This is a genomic window from Acinetobacter sp. A22, assembly GCF_030913345.1.
Lineage (GTDB): Bacteria > Pseudomonadota > Gammaproteobacteria > Pseudomonadales > Moraxellaceae > Acinetobacter > Acinetobacter junii.
This window is the reverse complement of the sequence record NZ_CP133162.1, coordinates 2,967,076-2,983,326: the sequence shown is the minus strand read 5'-3', so window position 1 is coordinate 2,983,326 and position 16,251 is coordinate 2,967,076. Positions and strand designations below refer to the sequence as shown.

8 protein-coding genes, 1 tRNA gene and 1 pseudogene are annotated in these 16,251 nt (G+C 34.7%); 4 read left to right on the top strand and 6 right to left on the bottom strand.

Annotated features, from left to right (window positions below; all coding sequences use genetic code 11):
• Positions 1-123: 123 nt before the first annotated feature.
• Positions 124-1,278 (bottom strand): annotated as a pseudogene (locus tag Q9Q86_RS14460) (IS4 family transposase).
• A 128-nt stretch (positions 1,279-1,406) separates the two neighbouring features.
• The gene (locus Q9Q86_RS14455; protein WP_112987119.1) at positions 1,407-3,284 is read right to left on the bottom strand and encodes a potassium transporter Kup; all 1,878 of its coding nucleotides are present in this window, start codon (positions 3,282-3,284) and stop codon (positions 1,407-1,409) included.
• A gap of 123 nt (positions 3,285-3,407) precedes the next feature.
• Here Q9Q86_RS14455 and Q9Q86_RS14450 point away from each other — a divergent pair.
• The 4 genes from Q9Q86_RS14450 (at position 3,408) to Q9Q86_RS14435 (ending at position 8,690) form a co-directional block, all read left to right on the top strand.
• Positions 3,408-3,498: transfer RNA gene (locus Q9Q86_RS14450), tRNA-Ser, on the top strand.
• 182 nt (positions 3,499-3,680) lie between these two features.
• Complete coding sequence (locus Q9Q86_RS14445) at positions 3,681-4,844, top strand: integrase arm-type DNA-binding domain-containing protein (RefSeq protein WP_112987120.1); 1,164 nt, start codon at positions 3,681-3,683, stop codon at positions 4,842-4,844.
• Between the two features lie 293 nt (positions 4,845-5,137).
• Positions 5,138-7,522: a DUF262 domain-containing HNH endonuclease family protein gene (locus tag Q9Q86_RS14440; protein ID WP_112987121.1), complete on the top strand. Its 2,385-nt coding sequence runs from the start codon at positions 5,138-5,140 to the stop codon at positions 7,520-7,522.
• Between the two features lie 58 nt (positions 7,523-7,580).
• Positions 7,581-8,690 (top strand): cysteine desulfurase family protein, encoded by a 1,110-nt coding sequence (locus Q9Q86_RS14435; RefSeq protein ID WP_112987122.1) that lies wholly within the window; start codon positions 7,581-7,583, stop codon positions 8,688-8,690.
• A gap of 14 nt (positions 8,691-8,704) precedes the next feature.
• Here Q9Q86_RS14435 and Q9Q86_RS14430 read toward each other — a convergent pair whose 3' ends face one another.
• From Q9Q86_RS14430 to Q9Q86_RS14415, 4 genes are all read right to left on the bottom strand, one after another.
• Entirely contained in the window at positions 8,705-10,849 is a 2,145-nt protein-coding gene (locus Q9Q86_RS14430) for a DUF262 domain-containing protein (RefSeq protein ID WP_112987123.1), read from the bottom strand.
• A 74-nt stretch (positions 10,850-10,923) separates the two neighbouring features.
• Positions 10,924-11,796 (bottom strand): phosphoadenosine phosphosulfate reductase family protein, encoded by an 873-nt coding sequence (locus tag Q9Q86_RS14425; RefSeq protein WP_112987124.1) that lies wholly within the window; start codon positions 11,794-11,796, stop codon positions 10,924-10,926.
• A complete protein-coding gene (locus Q9Q86_RS14420) occupies positions 11,786-15,268 on the bottom strand; it encodes a P-loop NTPase fold protein (protein WP_112987125.1) in 3,483 nt (1,160 codons plus the stop codon). The genes Q9Q86_RS14425 and Q9Q86_RS14420 overlap by 11 nt, the downstream gene beginning before the upstream one ends.
• Entirely contained in the window at positions 15,261-16,229 is a 969-nt protein-coding gene (locus Q9Q86_RS14415; RefSeq protein ID WP_308150313.1) for a DUF4007 family protein, read from the bottom strand. The genes Q9Q86_RS14420 and Q9Q86_RS14415 overlap by 8 nt, the downstream gene beginning before the upstream one ends.
• Positions 16,230-16,251 lie beyond the last annotated feature (22 nt).

Sequence of the window (16,251 nt, the reverse complement as noted above, 5' to 3'; positions counted from 1 at the left end):
AACAACTCAAAAGCTTGATGTATATTGCGTTCCGAGCATGAACGACAATTTATGTCGCAAAACTATACAATTGATCAGCAGACAATAAAAAAGGCACGCGAACGCACTGCTGTCCCACAAATATCACAAGAAGAACCTCAATTGAGGTTCTTCTTGTTTTCGCCATTTTTTATCAGGCACAAAGAGTGACCTTAAAAGTTTCCTTTCAAATAAATTGACCTGAATAATTCTCAGTAAACGCTGAACACTCCATCCTTCTTGTGCCATGTGTTTAGCGAAGTTCACCAGCAAATAGGCAATTAATGCAATCCATATTTGCGTTTGTATCGCATTGCGGCTTCGACCTAGAAATGACTTCAGTTTTAAATTCTGCTTGATGGCTTTAAAGAATAACTCAATCTTCCAGCGGTCTTTATAAATTGCAGCAATGGTGGATGCTGCCAGATGAAAGTTGTTGCTCAGAAATTCGAATGTTCTTTTCTTATCTGTATCATAAAACTCTATACGTCTTAATAATTCAGGTGCGCCTCTTTTCTTGGCATGCGCACTGCTCAATTCAATACATTCATCCGCAATAATCCCTTTAGTCGCTAATACGCTGCGGCTTGATTTAACTTGATAAACTGTCTTTGGGCGTAGCCGGGTTACAAAGCTGACGTTCTGAAGTGTCAACTGAGCAAACCATTGATAATCAACATATCCTTTATCAAAGACGATAATGCTGCCAGCAGGAAATTTAAATGCTCTGCCTTGCACCATATCATTTTCAATACCATCCCCAAGCGCTACAAATTCAGGAATGGTATTGCTGTGATTTAAGCCAACACTGAGTTTAATACTGGCTTTGGATTCATGCACTTTTGCCCATGCGCACAATGACAGTGAAAGATCAATATGACTGGCATCTAGTGAATACAGCGGATTTTTGAATCTAAATTTATGTGCAGTTTTAGAGTTTTCACAGCGCTGAAGCAGCTGTGTGAACAATTGCTGATACAGGCTGGCGGGCTGTCCTTCGTTGAGTCTTGCTAAGGTGCTTCGCGCAATTCTCTTCGCGCCAAGATGATAGAGCTTTTCCTGCTGGGATTCGAGATTGGATTGAATGTCTCTTAAGCTTTGCCGACAAGAAAGTTGGGACATCAATATGGCAACAAACTGATCCCAGCGGGTGGCTGATCATAATTTTTGCCCAGAGTGGTGCAGTTTAGCCAGACGTTCAAAATCTTGTCTTAGAATGGGTTTGAGTAATTGATGAAATACGGTATTCTGATGTGACAAAACCTGAGTCCTTTATAGTTAAAGTGTTTGTTTGCACTCATATTTTAACTATTTAGACTCAGGTTTTTTTATTTAAAGCAAACTATGGGACAGTAGTGACGCGAACGTGCCTTTTTTAAAACCAATTCTTAAATTTCGATTTGACTACCTAACTCGACGACACGGTTAGTCGGAATTTGATAAAAATCACTAACAGGGCTGGTATTCCGTTGCATTGAGATAAATAAACGTTCACGCCACGGAGACATTCCATCACCAACACTGTGCACGATACGATCACGTGAAATGAAGAAACTAATCTGCATCAAATCATATTCAAATTCTAATTGCTCATATGCTTGCATTAATGCACGTGGAACATTTGGCTCATCTTTAAATCCATAGAAGATTTTAATGCGATAGAAATGCTCGTTTAGTGTTTCGACTTGCACCCGCTCCTCTTGAGGAACAAAAGGAACATCTTCAATCACAACCGTGACTAGAATATTTCGCTCATGCAATACTTTGTTGTGTTTAATATTATGCAACATCGCATGAGGTACAACATTCGGTGTCCCTGTCAAAAATACTGCATCACCAGGTACACGATGGACATTATCCCCCAGACTTCGGACGAATAAATCCAAAGATAGAGTATCGTGTTCCAGTTTAGCAAAGGTCAACTCACGACCACGCTTCCAAGTCATTAGAATCATGACTGCGATACTGCCGATAAGTAAAGGAACCCAACCACCAGAGAACATTTTTAATGAAGCAGCCGCAACCAGTACCGATTCCAAAAAGAAAAATGGAATAATTAAAAGCAATACTTTAGGCAGACTCCATTTCCATGCATAGAAAATAAAGATCGCAACCAGAATGGTGTCACACAACATCGTTAAGGTCACAGCTAAACCATAAGCACTTGCAAGGTTTGAGCTGGTCTTAAAGATTAAGATTAAAATTACAATCGCGACGAGAAGCAACCAATTCAGGAATGGGACATAAATCTGACCTTCTTCTGAATCTGATGTATGTTTAATACTTAAACGTGGCAGATATCCCAATTGAATCGCCTGACGCGCAAGGGAAAAGACCCCTGAAATGACCGCTTGTGATGCAATCACCGCTGCCATAGTTGCCAAGATAATCATTGGATATAAGGCCCAACTCGGCACCAATAAATAAAATGGATTTTCGATCGCAGCAGGGTTACGAAGTAGCAATGCACCTTGACCCGCGTAATTTAACACCAAGCAAGGTAAAACGACGGTGAACCAACCAAAGCGAATTGGACGAGGACCGAAATGTCCCATATCCGCATATAAAGCCTCACCACCTGTCACGGTAAGGACTACAGCACCCATAATAAAAAAGGACTGTAAAGGATGAGTAAAAATAAATTGAAATGCCCAATGCGGACTCACCATACCCAAAACCACAGGTGTCTGTATGACACTGACAATTCCGAGAATACCTAATGACAAAAACCAAAGTAAGGTAATTGGACCAAAAAATTTCCCGACAAAAGCTGTTCCATGTTTTTGCATCAAAAACAAGGTCGTAACGATCACAATTGCAATCGGTACAATAAAAGGATCGAGTACATCTGTTGCGATGGATAAGCCTTCTACTGCGGAGAGGACTGAAATCGCAGGCGTGATGATGCCATCACCAAAGAAGAGTGATGCGCCAATAAACCCAATTGCAATCAAGTAAATTTTTTTAGTATCTGATATTTTGGCTTTGCGCAAATTCAAGGCCAGTAAAGCCATGATTCCACCTTCACCATTATTGTCTGCTCGCATAACAATAGCGATGTATTTGATACTAATAATGAGCATCAAACACCAGAAGATAATGGACAGGATCCCCAATACATTTTCAGGCTGAATCCCGAGTCCATGTGCAGCATGAAATGATTCTTTCAATGCATACAGTGGACTTGTTCCAATGTCTCCAAAGACTACCCCTAGTGCTGCTAATGCCGTGGCTGGCAACGCTGCTTTTTTTGCAGTACTTTGCATATATTGTCTTCAATATAAAACGTGACTTGACGCAATATTATCATTAGACAAGAAGTTTTTCTGCAAATCTGTTTCGCTACAACTTGGCAGCCTGCTTTTTTTTAGTTACTATCGCACCCCATTGGTGAGGTGTCCGAGTGGCTGAAGGAGCACGCCTGGAAAGTGTGTAAACGTTTATAGCGTTTCGAGGGTTCGAATCCCTCTCTCACCGCCAAATTCAATTTCTATGATGTCTCATAGAGTCCTAAAAGCTTAAATCTAAAGGGTTTAAGCTTTTTTTATTGCCTTATACTATTCGATGAGATCTATTGTAATCCCCTATAACGTGGGGGATAATTGGGGGACTATTTTAAATAAACAATAATCATCCCCCAATATATAAGGATAACATCCTAAATGCTTACTGATGCGCAAGTTAGAAAAATCAAACCAATTGATAAGAAAAAACGCTATTCAGATGAAAAAGGGCTTTATTTAGAAGTTACACCATCAGGTGGACGTTTCTGGCGGTTAAAATATCGATTTAATGGACGTGAAAGCACTTTAACAATAGGAAGCTATCCTGAAGTTTCACTCGCTCAGGCTCGACGTGTTCGTGATGAGGCACGAATACAACTTTATAATAATATCGACCCTAACGCCGCAAAAAATCAACGTCTCGATAAAACTGATAAAAACAAGCTTTTCAAAGTTCTAGCAATGGAATGGATGCAAGATCGTAAAGATGCGATCACCGAAGGCACTTACTTACGCGATTTATCCGTATTTGAAAAAGACCTATTCCCAGCTCTAGGCGATATGCCAATTGATCAAATCAAGGGGAAAGACGTATTAGCTTGTGCTAAAAAAATTGAAGAACGTGGCGCATTGGAAATGGCTAAGCGCTCTATTCCTTTGACTGGTCGAATTTTCCGTTATGCGATCCGTAAAGGAATCATTGAGAATGATCCGACCCCACACCTGCAAGAAGCATTAAAGCCACGTAAAGTAAAACATATGGCTCGTTTGGATATCTCTGAGTTTCCACCATTCTTGGAACGTATGGATCGTTATCATGGCAGCATCTTGGTTAAAACAGCATTACAACTAATGACATTAACATTTGTAAGAACTGCTGAACTTATCAATATGGAGTGGAATGAGATTGATTTCGATAATCATTTATGGCGCATCCCTGCATACAAAATGAAAATGGCATTACCTCATATTGTTCCTTTATCAAGACAAGCCTTTGAGCTAATAGAAAGTCTCCGACCAATTACAGGTAACAAGCAATTTGTTTTTTATAACCATAGTAAAGCCAAACCCTTAAGCAATAATGCTCTTTTAAGTGCTATTCGAACAATGGGCTATATGGGAAAAATGACTGGACATGGTTTTCGTGGGCTTGCTTCCACTACGCTACATGAGAAAGGCTATATGCATGATGCTATAGAAATACAATTAGCTCATACTGTCGGAAATGCCGTATCGCAAGCTTATAACCATGCACAGCATTTAGATTATCGAAGAAAGATGATGCAGGAATGGGCGGACTTTATTGATGGTTTGAGGAGTTAAAATTTCATAGAGCATAGAGATTATTTATTTTATTGTAAACTTAAAGGAAAGGGATCTACAGCGCCTAAATTTAATTAATCGCCATAATTTTCCTTGAAATTATATTGGCCATTTTATAAAAATTTAATTTGTAAACTCTAATTAAACTTCCTAGCGAAGCCTTCAGTTTTTGCTAAATATTTAATAAATTATCATTCACTTGAAATTATTAGTTGTCACAACAATTCTAAATATAGACAATGAAGTATATTAATTAACAGTTTTTAATACTAAAATTTACTCAGGGGCATAAAATGGCTGTCGATCCAAAAACAATATTCGAAGCAATTTCTAAATCACCAATGGAATTACTAGCGGATAGGGGTCTCGGTCTCTACATTCCCTCTTACCAACGTCCTTATAGCTGGGATAAAGATAAAGTTAGCCGCCTAATTGAAGATATTAGCCATGGCATAAAAACCTTAGTCAAATCGGATGATAGCTTCACATTTCTTGGGACTGTGATCACAATTCATGATGTAAACAACTCTACTGTTCAACCAATTGTACGCGCAGATGTACCAAGTAAAGTCTTAACTGTTATTGATGGTCAACAACGCATGACCACGTTATTACTTGTCTGTATTGCTTTGCATAACACTTTGAGCATAACACATAAGCAATTCACAAAAAAAACAAAATCTTTATTTAATGAGTACGAAAAACTTACAAATGAAGGTGCAGAAATTTCTCCAGAACTCGAAAGTCATGTCACGGCTTTGGAATGGCTTGATGGCCAGACGAAAGAAGCTTTATCAGCGTTAGCTGATACATTTTATGAAAAATATTCATTTGGAAAATCACCTCTTTATCCTAGAATGATCCGATCAATTGACGATCAATGGTCTAAAAGCCCTGCGAATAAGAAGTATGACTCTCCAATTGCTAATTTAACTTTTAATTACATCACCGAAATTGATAAAGTCGATTATGACGTAATCGAATATAAACCGAGTAAAAGAAATTCAAATATAGAAGGTGAAGAAGCCCTAGTTGATCGCTACAATCAACTAATGAAAATCCTTAAAAGTATAATTAATAACCGTAATAGCGTAGCAGATGAAATGGAAGAAGTGCCAAATATTGAAGATATTTATGCTTCCGATTCTTTCCAAGAAGGCCTGCTAAATCATGTAGCACCTGTTCAAGACATTCTCAAGCTGCAAGAATCTGAAAAAGAAATTTTTGATAAGTTAAGTCTTCTCGTATTTTATGCTCGTTATGTCCTTCATAGAGTAGTTTTAACTGTTGTAAAAGGTAAGAATGAAGATTATGCATTTACAATATTTGAATCTTTAAATACGACAGGAGAACCCTTAACAGCATTTGAAACTTTTAAACCTAGAGTTGTAAATGCCGTTGGCCTTGCGGATTATGAAAACTCCATTGAAAAAACTCTACTTGATCAAGTTTCAGAATATTTATGTATATTCTCAGTAGGTCCTGAATTACAGAAAGCAACTAAAGAATTATTAATACATTTTTTTAGCGCATATTCAGGTTTAAAGATTTCGGGACGTTTAGCAGAACAACGTAGTGAACTAAAAACATCTTTTGAAGAAGCTGCTGCCCCTATAGAATTCATTAAAATGCTTAGTTATTGTGCTAATTTTAAGAAGTATTTCTGGGAATCTGATAGCTATACAGATATTCAGAAGTTTTTTCATCATCATCAATTATCTACAACCTCAAAACTTGGACTAAAATTTTTCAAAGATATTAACCATACGATTGTTATTCCGATTTTAACTTTATTCTTTAGTCAAGTTGTCGACGCTCAAGATCAAAATGAAAAAGCTCAACGATTTAAGGACTTTGAAGAGGCTATAAAAGCTATGCTTGCTTTCAGCACTCTTTGGAGAGCGACTAGAAGAGGAACTGGAGGAATCGATAATGAATACCGAGAAATACTTAGCAAATCAGAAATGCCATCTGGTCTTCCACGCCTAGCAAAACTTTACATGCAAGATAAAGTTATAAATATAGATCTATTCAAGGCGGAATTAAAATCAAGATTGCTTGATGCGGAACGCAAAGGAAAAGTTCTAAGCAAAGAAAATTTTATCAATTTAGCAACATATCAACCAATTTATAAAAGCTCTAAATTAGCGAAATTTATTTTACTTGCGGCACATCATGACGCAGTAGCAGATACCGCATATGAAGGTTTATTAATCAAGGGGAAAGATTTATCTAATCCATGCTTAAATCTGGAATCATATATTGATGATAGAAACCTATCTTTAGAACATATTGCACCACAATCGAATAACGGTTCTTGGGAACAAGCAATTTATGAGCATGGTGATTTAATTGATACACTTGGTAATCTAATACTTGTTTCTCATGAGCTAAACTCCTCTTTAGGCAATCGAGTTTGGGCAGAAAAAAGAATCTTCTACAAAGTAGTTGGTGCTCAAGATCAAAATAGCGCGGCTGAAATACTACGCGAGGCGGCTGAAACTAAAAACATTCGTTTCGGTGCATTAACACATGAACTTTTACAAGCTCAGAAATATATGCCGAATCTTATTGCTTTGGGTAATATGACAAAACCATGGTCAACAGATTTCATAATCACACGCTCTAAACGACTTTACGAATTAGCTTGGGATGAGTTGATTAATTGGCTAGAATGATTGATTAAAGGTAAAAAAAAAGAGATGCTTATAGTGTCTCTTTTATTATGCACTAAATATGATTTATCTAGATTTTGCTGCATCAACTCCTCTTCTACCATCTGTTAAAAATGAATTATTTAGAGCTTTTGAGGAAGAGTATTCAAATCCTTCTTCTGCCCATAAGCTAGGCCGCACTTCAGCAGAGAAGATAGAAAATGTTAGGAGAATAATAGCGGATTCAATCGGCGCATATAAAAGTGAAATAGTTTTCACTAGCGGTGCATCTGAAGCCAACAACTTAGCAATTAAAGGATATGTTTTAGCAAACCCTAAAAAAGGGAAACATATCATCACTTCCTCAATTGAGCATAAATGTATTCTAGCAATTTGCCATTTTCTTGAAAAAGAACATGGGTATGAAATTACTTTTATCTCTCCCCAGAAAAATGGAATCATTGATTCTCAGGATGTCATTCAAGCGATGCGTGATGACACGGTTCTTGTTAGTATCATGCATGTCAACAATGAACTCGGTTCTATTCAACCAATTGAATTAATTGGCAAAGCATGCTTTGAAAGAAATATTAAATTTCATGTAGATGCAGCTCAATCTTACAAAAAAATTGCTATTGATGTAGATGAACTGTATATAGATATGCTTTCAATATCAGCACATAAGATTTATGGCCCTAAAGGTATTGGAGCGCTATATATTAGAGACTTAAGAGAAACTAGAATCCAGCCAGTGATTCATGGGGCTGGGCAAGAATATAACATAAGAGGAGGTACTCTTCCGACTCCATTAATTTTAGGTTTCGGAGCAGCTGTTGAAGATAACATAATTGAAGACACCTCTACAGATATGAATAACCTTAACTCCTTACTACGAACCAAAGTTCTTGAAATTGGAGGAACAATTAATTCTCCCGATAAAAATTATATTCCCCATATTCTAAATATCAGACTTCCTAACTTTGATGCTGCACATTTTGTGGCTCAATCAAATTTTTTATGTTCTCAAGGATCAGCTTGCTCATCAATGAATATTGAAACTTCTTATATATTACAAGAAATCAATCTTTCTTTTGAGGAGGCTATCTCTAGTATACGTTTAAGTTTTGGTTATACGACCAATCTAAATAGTATTAATAATCTAATAAATAAGATAAAAGATAGCATTCTCTAGAGAATGCTATCTTTTCAAATTTCAATACATTGTTTAAACCATTCAATTAATTTAATCTTTCTCTGCATAAAAAATTGTGCAGTAGGAATACCGTTCTCATCGGAATGTATTTTTAATAATTTTTGGGTTTCATCCATTATGAAATGCTTATCTAAACCCACTTGATTATAAAAATCAAAACTATATATAAGAGGAAGATTTGATTTTTTTATATTTTCTGTTTTAGGTAAAGGCATAATATTACCTATTCCATTAATGTAATAGTCTCTTAATTCATCTTGAAAATAGTACTTTAAAAACTCTTGACTAGGATTTTGTGCTTCCATATGGTCTAGTTCTAGCTCTCGTACCTGCTCCTCAGTGAGACCAAAAGAGAAAAACTTGTTTACCAAAACATCATTCTCAAGCGATAATTTAAACAACCTAGAAAATAAAATTCTAACTTTTAAATTTGCACCGAACTTCCATTCATCAATCCATTGATTGAACTCATCTTGGGGAGTAGCTGAGCCAGCTTTTGATATTAGTGTATATTCTCTTGGCGAGGTACTATTTAAGTTATTTGCAGAAATTAAATTAACAGCTAATTGTCTAGGCAAAGTAGCATCTTTAGATTGTATAGATAATTTCCATATGATCTTAGATTGTGCCTCTATATCATTATCAACAGTTGTTATATTTTTTAACTCTTCAAATACTTTCTTCACTTTTTCAGGGTCAAAATTCGAAACCTCTATTTTTATGTAATTTAATAAGAAATTTACTAAACCAGATAACACACCCTCTTGTTTCAGGGCCATCAATAAATGTACAACTTTATAAGTTACGGATACATTTTTATCATATTCCGCTTGTACTGCAATGATATCTTGCGATCTAAATCTAATCCCAAAAACTTTAACAAAAATCTTACATGCCTCAAAAATATTAAAATCTCTTTTAATATCTTCCTCACTATAATTTGTATTTTCAAAATATTTATTCAAAACAGTTCTATAATCTTTGGTAGCCTTATGTGTTATTTGTGTAGAACCACTTATGAATGCAATTGCTAGATAAGTTACTAGCTTTTTTTCTGCATCAGAAATACCTGATTGATAAATTTTTTCAATCCATTGTTGGTCAAGGTTTTGTAATATACGATCTTTTTTCGCATCAGACATATCGTTCTTTATAACAAAATTCTTATAAAATAGATTTTTTATTAAATCTAAATCATCTAATGCTAATGCTCTATCATTTAAAACTTCAAATAATGTATAAGCATCCTCTGTATTTCCAGTCTGAATAAGACACAGCTTGACCTCTGTTAAAAAATCACCAATTTTATCTTTTAGAGAGTTAGCTCTAACAAAGGAATTTATACTTTTTACTTTAAAACCATCTTCCTCTACAATACTCTCAAACCTTCTTACTATCTCTTCAATAGCATTTAGATAAGTACGTTCACTTTCATTAAAAAAATCAGAGTCGAAGTTATTAATATAAAATTTAGGCGTGTTTATATCATCTAAACTATAAATAATATTACTTAAAACCTTGGCTAAAGAATCATTAAAGGTTGAACGATCATAAGTTAAAAAAAGTTTACTTTCTTTTAATTTATCTTGTAAGAGTTCTATTCTTTCCTTAACATTCGATGATTCAGTAGATGATAGAAAGAAACTAATATTGAATAATCTAGTTGACTCTTCAAAATTTTGATCCTGCCTTTGTTGATAAATCTCCTCTCCTAAATCTTCAAGCTTCGAAATTAGCCCATCATTTTTAAATAGATATTGAGTAACAAATATTAATTCTTTATATAGTGTTTTAAAATCTGGAAAATATTTTTGCTCTCTTAAACTTACTGATACTAACTCTCTCAAGACTAGAAATCGAACAAAATTAGCTAAAAATAAAGTCGTGAAACGTTGCTGCCCATCGATTAAATCATGCTCTTTATTATCTGAAGCGACAGTAACAATAGAACCCGAAAAGTAGTCAGTTTTCTTTTTATGATCTTTCCAATCTAAAATTAATTTTTCTACATTTTCTTTATCCCATCGATACGGTCTTTGGTAATGGGGAATTTTCATACCATGATTTACCTCAGACCTATCATTAATAGACTGACTAACAGCATAAAAATTTCTTAGTTCTGCACCCTTTAAATCCATTACCTAACCTTATTAAGTTTATGTTTTATAGTAAGGATATTATCATTTAGTTTAATTTTAAGTCTAGGAAAGTTTCACTTATAACAAGTAACGCATGCCCCAGCTCCCTCCATATCATCATACACAGCATCTAGATCAATCATTTCAATTAATTGATCATCATGCAGAGCATTTCGACGACGCTTTTTCTTAAATTTAACTAATTTTTGCTCATGATCAGCTTTAATTTGGGCAACACGCTCAGGATCTTCAAGTGTACTTAGTGGGGTGTTTTTTCCCATCCAATAATATGTTTCACCATTAGTAGATTTTTCGTCAGATAGTTGTTTTTCATAAGCCTTAGCTTCTTCAAATTTATCTGGGTGACGTTCTTTTAAACGTACCCATTCAATTTTTCTTTGATAAAAGCAGAAGGTACATCCACTTCTAGAACGCCATTCATAATACTTTGGCAGTCCTAAACCCGTTCCTTCTAAAATATTTATAATATCTTCTTTAACTAAACCATCTTCAGCAAACGGCATTTTTGTCGTTAAGAACTTTTGTGTAGGTACATAACCTTCACGCCATGGCTCATCAGCACGAATACCAACATAACTTATAATTTCATAACCCTCATCTAAAAATGGTTTCACCCATTTTTCAAATGGGACCAATTTCATTTGGACAGTGCACCAACGTTGATGTCCAGAAGGTAAGAAATGATTGTATTCTTTCAACCAATAATCGAAGTCTTTATCAGATCCCAAACGTAATATTGGTTTACCCAAGTAAGCCTCTAACTTATTTAAATAATCCATGACCTCTGGAAGTTCTTTACCAGTATCTGTAAAAAAATACTCAATCTCCAATTCAGGATAATTGTCTCGCATATAGACAGCTAGAGCAGCACTATCTTTTCCTCCAGACAATCCCAAAACATGCTTAATTGGCTTCTCAACCTTCATGTTTTCCCTCCTCACCTATTGGATACAAATAGTTCTTCAAGAGTTGATATAAAACAATCGCTTTAGCGTCATCACTTAATTCAATGGAATCAACCTGTTTACTTAGCTCAATCTCAACACTACTCAATTTAGTCTGAAGTTCAGGTTCAATGATCACATTTCTATTGTATTCTTCTAGACCATTAATAGTATTTACGATAATAGCCAAAGACTTATGATCCTCATCAGAAGTGATCTTAGTTTTTTTAGTAAAAAAACTTAATTGCTTAAAGCGTTGCACATAACTTGGGAGAGCTTCAAAAGCTTTTTTCAAGCTATCATCACTCCAATCTCTTTCAGGAATCTGGCCAAGTAAAGTAATCATATTACTTATCCATTGCGAAGAATCATTTGAGCTATTCGCTAAATGTTCCGCAAATTTCTTCATTTTCCAATCTGCAGCAGATGTACTTATAGATTTTGCTTGTTCAATAATATCAATTGTAATTTCACCTAACTCTTTAAAAAGGCTTTGTTCAAACTTCTTGAATAAATTAAGTTTAGAATTCTGAATACTAATGAAAAAATTTGAAAGATCAGAAAGAATTTGAACATCACTTCGCTTACTCACATCTAACAAATCGTACATATCTTCAAATAAAAGTTTGTAAGGATCATCAGCTTTAACAATAAAAGCTCGAAGTTGTTGGACTTTCTCTTCAAAAAATTCTATATCTTTAGAGAACTTGACCCAATTTGATTGTTTAACCAAATACGAAACAATAAATCGAGCAACTAACAATGGTGTTTCGTCGATATCTTTTGAAAAGTTCAAGCTAATGCTCTGTGCTAATAGTTGGATAAAGCGATCCTTTTCTTCAGGCTCTTTAACAAATTTTACTGCAACCTCATTTGGACGTTTAACCAATTTATTTACGAACTCTTCATCCATTGAGCTGATAAAGCGAAACTCTTGTGTAACATCCTGATCGTAAAATGCTAAGGCTTTTTCTTTAGCTAACAATAAAGCTAAACCAAAAATTGGCAACAATCCCTGAGGTATACCGAATGGTGGGGCCAACCAAATCTCATATAAATCAGAAATCTTGACTAGATCTTTATTTGATTTAAATAAGGCATGTCCAACCTCCATCATTTCAGCAACAAGTCTCAAATTACCACTAGCATCTTGATCATTTTCAATATCAAACTTAGGGATAACAAAAGCCCATTTACTTTGTTCTGCTAGATACTGATGTAAGCCTAGCTGCTTTAAACAAGAAAGATAAATTGCCTTCTCTGGTGGGAACTTCTCAATATTTAGATTTTCACTCTCATTACTTTCAAGCATCTTTTCTAATAATTTTCTTCGACCAGCCGCTGCTGAGCTAGAAACATCATGCCTTACAACTAGTTCATTTGAAACTGTAGGACATGCGAAGAAAATTTTATCGGCAATTTCAGAAGCAACCATAGACAAGGATTTAGACAGAATTTTTTCGCCAGAAAAATACCAATCAACATGTTCAAATGATTGTTGAAATAAAGAATCTACCTGCTGATACGCATAATTCAGTCGTTGCTCGTACTCCTTCTTAGCAACTGGATCTATCATTAATTTGGGCTGATCCCTATAAATTTCCTTTAAAGCGAAAATCTCTTTAGACCAATTCAAAATTTCACTTAATTTTTTAAGCTGAGAAATGACTAAATTAGGGTGCTGGGAAGATATCTCTGCAAGTTGCTTAGAGTTTAAAGCTTGCCCCGTAATTAATACAAAATGTGCAAATGCTTTCCTATTCTCTAAAGTATTGCTATCAATTAAGTGCTTCAATCCTGAGATATCAGAGACCAAATGTTGATCCATCCAACGTATAACACCTTTCTGCTGATAGTGTCTTTTCGCTAAGACTGAATTTCCTTTATAATCAATATGCTCGAAATAATTTTGCTGACTACTGAGAGTTTGCAATTTTTCTTCTAAAAGTTGTTGAATATTTAGTTCAGATGTTTCAACAACCTCATAAGAATCTGTACGGTTCCAATAAGTTATAACCCCCCAAGACTGCAAATTATTTAAACATTCATCAAGAAAGTCTAATGAGGCTGCCGAAGTTGGCAAAGCATTCGCTATCAATTTTTTTGTTGGATAAACTCCTAATGGCTTTCCAAACAAATTCATCATTGCGACGGCTTTAACAATATTGAAATACAATTGATCTAAGTCAATATTTTTATTGATTTCAAACTTGTTCATCTGCTTACTCAGTAGAGTAAGCGATTCTTCAACAACACTCCAAGAATGCCCTTCTTTAGAACCTAAAATTTGATGCTGTAAGTTATGGCTTAAATAATCCCATAGATCAACAATAGTGTAAGTTTTATAATACTCAACATCCGCTTCTAAAAACTTTCTAAAACTTAAGGGCTCAACAGATAAAAGAAAACTAAAAATACTACGTTCATTTTGGCTAAAACTACTTTTAGCAATCGCTCCAAGCAAAATTGTAGTCAATGGATGTAAAGGTAAGGCATTGATAAAATATTGTTTAATTTTAGGGCTGCTTTCAGTTAATCTTGAGCTAATTGACAACATAACATCATCAATTAGACGTTCATTTAGAATAACAACAGGATTAGGGATTTTATTCTTCGTTTTTTTAATTGTTTTAGAAACTAAAGCCACGGATTCATCTAATGAAATTCGATATGCGATATCAACATATCTCCCTTGGATTTTAGCCCATTCCAATGCAATTTGATGGCTTAAACCTTTCGCATAATCAGAAAAGGCCTGATGAAGCACTCCTAAAAATAAAAAAGGACACTCTTTTGTAGAAAGTCTGTTAATTTTTTCAGATAACTCCTGAAAAAGATGTAAATCACCGCTGTTTCGAGCAATATGATCTAATAACTTCCCCATTTCATCTAGAATGAAAATGCTGCCAGATATTTTACCATCAAGAGCACGAAATACTTGATCTATCCATGCGATTAACTGTTGTTCAGTTTTAATTTCCTCAGATAAGAAAAACAAGTCATCCTGAAGAAATTCAATCAGATTCGCTTCTTCTAAGGCCTTTAAAATAGATTTATAAAATAACTCTGTCGGAGAAGTCACTCCCCCTACAGCTTTAACTATCAGCCAAGGCTTTTCGTCATAGAACTTAAAAGAATTGTCCAACTTTTTAAGTAGTCTTTTATCATTCACCAGATTTCGTGCTGCACTTCGTATATTTTCATTCTGATGCAGCAAACCTGTCAAAACAGCAGCTAAAGTTGATTTTCCTGTTCCGTAACTACCTGTTAAAGTAAAAGTTGACTGTCCAGAAGAAGCAAATGAGTCAATAATGGTTTGTAAAGAATTAAAAGCTGTTCCATGAAAAACAACCTTGTCAAAAAACTCTTTTGATATATCTGTATCAAGTCGTGTAGATAAAAGATGATTAACGTGAATTTGATAATAATGATTCAAATTTTCTACTTTAGTCATTTTGAATTTTCCCACGATAAATATTAGCTAAGAGTTCATTTAAATCAACTTCATTAACTTGTTCACAAGCTAGACTTCTCATTCCTAAGGTATCTGTCCAATTAAAACGATCATCTATTAGCGCACATTGATTGAGAAAATAATCAACCGCCGCGTTGTTCAAACGAAATAGTTTTCCTGGGCTTCCTGGGTTAGTTACTACACTATCAACACTAATTGTAGGTGACTGACTAAAATTCTCTTGCCAGAAATCAACTAAACAATATAAAAAAACCTCTATAGATAAATTTTTCTGCTCAAGTAAGTCAGCTTTAAATTTATGTGATTCAATCTGATAAATGAAATTTAATTCATTCAATGGAGAGACAAATGTGTCTTCATTCAACTGCTTTTTACTTAGCCTTTTTGCATAACAAAGCACAAAACAATCAAAATCTTTTTGTAAAGTCGCTGGTGAAGGAACTTTTAGTCCTGCCGACTCCAACCAATTATTTAAATCACTAACTAATTCTGCTTTATCAAAAATTTGCTTATTTGAATAATTAAAATACCAACGAGAAAATGTTAAGTCCGTAAAACGTTTTTGAATAAAATAGTGTAACAACCAAGTAGATTCATTTAATTCTAAAAATGGATCATAATTTTCAAAAATTTCACCCAATTTTGTTTCATAACCTATTTTCTTATTCTTTCTATTTTGTAATGGGACTAAACCAGAAATATCGGCCCAATATTTAATACTATTGACCATATTTTTCCCGACACCCAACTCTACAACTTGTTTCTCAACATCTTTTTCATTAAAATTCAACAAAGTATAAGCTTTATTCAGCCAACCATAACGCAGAGCAAAAGTTTCATGCCCTGAAAAATGTAGAGTAAAATTAGTAGAATTCATTTTGAAGATATTCACTGGAGAGTTTTCTCCAGTAACTCTATCCTTTCTTACTTTAAGATTCAAGACTCGCATATATTAAAACGAC

Coding starts and splice junctions, on each gene's coding strand:
- Q9Q86_RS14435 (WP_112987122.1), top strand. CDS start 7,581: ATGATTTATCTAGATTTTGCTGCATCAACTCCTCTTCTACCATCTGTT.
- Q9Q86_RS14425 (WP_112987124.1), bottom strand. CDS start 11,796: ATGAAGGTTGAGAAGCCAATTAAGCATGTTTTGGGATTGTCTGGAGGA.
- Q9Q86_RS14455 (WP_112987119.1), bottom strand. CDS start 3,284: ATGCAAAGTACTGCAAAAAAAGCAGCGTTGCCAGCCACGGCATTAGCA.
- Q9Q86_RS14440 (WP_112987121.1), top strand. CDS start 5,138: ATGGCTGTCGATCCAAAAACAATATTCGAAGCAATTTCTAAATCACCA.
- Q9Q86_RS14430 (WP_112987123.1), bottom strand. CDS start 10,849: ATGGATTTAAAGGGTGCAGAACTAAGAAATTTTTATGCTGTTAGTCAG.
- Q9Q86_RS14420 (WP_112987125.1), bottom strand. CDS start 15,268: ATGACTAAAGTAGAAAATTTGAATCATTATTATCAAATTCACGTTAAT.
- Q9Q86_RS14445 (WP_112987120.1), top strand. CDS start 3,681: ATGCTTACTGATGCGCAAGTTAGAAAAATCAAACCAATTGATAAGAAA.